The sequence below is a fragment of the Luteibacter sp. P4_E6 genome, from assembly GCF_056401535.1.
In genome coordinates this window covers 1-1,358 of sequence record NZ_JBFUJE010000789.1, presented here as the reverse complement: position 1 = coordinate 1,358, position 1,358 = coordinate 1, and the positions used below count along the sequence as shown (strand labels likewise).

The 1,358-nt window shown below is 54.7% G+C and carries 2 protein-coding genes; both read left to right on the top strand.

Annotation, left to right across the window (positions count from 1 at the left end):
* The coding region (locus tag AC1DT2_RS23520; RefSeq protein WP_477299094.1) for a DUF3320 domain-containing protein at nt 1-660 on the top strand (660 nt) is incomplete at its 5' end.
* Between the two features lie 95 nt (nt 661-755).
* Nucleotides 756-1,358, top strand: a 603-nt coding sequence (locus AC1DT2_RS23515; RefSeq protein ID WP_477299093.1) for a hypothetical protein, incomplete at its 3' end; no start/stop codon positions are given.

The following is a 1,358-nucleotide window of genomic DNA, read 5'->3' as shown; positions in this document are numbered from 1 at the left end:
GCGCGTAAGGCGTTCGACGAAGGGGTTGAAGAGGCGGCGTTGGCCCTTGCTCTTGACCGGGAGGGGACTTACGTTGAACGTGAGGATGTGCCGGAAGAGGGTTCGGACCCTTTCCCGTTATACGAAGAAGCGAAGTTGAACCGGCCTGYGCACCGCACTGAAGAGCTGCACGAAGTCCCCAAGGGAGTGATCACGCAGTTGGTTGTTGAGGCAGTCAGCATTGAAGGTCCCGTGCACGTGGACGAGGTCGTTTCTCGGATTCGTGATGCTTGGGGTGTGAGGCGAGCGGGAAGCCGTATACAGCTGGCGGTGAGTGCTGCCATCGACGTCGCCGTAGGCCAACGCTACCTCGCTAAAGATGGTGATTTTCTATCGCTTCCTGAGACGCAGCCGGCTATCCGCGATCGGTCGGAGGTCATCTCCATCGCTTTGCGTAGGCCCGACATGCTGCCGCCTACCGAACTCGCCGCGGCTGTGATGCTCATCGTCGATCGCAACTTTGGCGCGAGCCGTTCACAGGTAGTTGAGCGTGTGGCTAGGGCCATCGGCGTGCGCGCCATTAGTGCTCAGGTCCGTGAGCGAATCTCGGATGTCGTGGACTCGCTCATTCAGCGCCAAGCGATTCTCGAGAACGACAATATGCTGGCGATCCAAACATAGAGCCGGCGGTTTCGAGAAGGATACTTCGCGCTGTGGATGTGGCTTGCTATGCCGTTGAAACGGTCTAATTGACGATAACTAGGAATTATCAGCAGATGCAAGTTGACTATTCGGCCAGCTATTCAATCAAAGAAATCAAGTCAACCTCCGATGCCAACTACGCGGGCGCAATCGCAATCTACGCAACCCATACCCCTCCGTCTCTTCGAACGGACACCAACGAGATCGGGCACTGGCTAAATAATTACAATAAGCGTTTCGATGACCGCTTTCACGTTCTTGCATTCTTCATCAACAGTGATCTCGCGGGTTACTGTCAATTGGTACACCTGCGCGACCACGACCTGATTGTGATCGACTACATCACAATCGATGATAAGTACCGGGGTGGGTATAACGTCTTTTTTGAGTTTGCGGAGCACGTCAAAGCATTCATACGGAAAAACTATCCGGATCACCGCTACGTCGCAGTGGAAATCGCTCCGCTGCGAGATGATGCCGAAGCACGTTATGGCTTCGCTTTGATGCGTCTGTTGAAAATGGTTGGCTTCGGGGTTGTTGATGCCCCCTACGTGCAGCCGCAGTTGGGGTACCGGAATCCCGAAACGGAGCTTCAGGGAGCCCTGTTGCTTTTTCCGAAGCCAATCAATGGGTCTCTTCCTAGGGACGCTTACCTCAAGGTTGTACACTCGATCTAC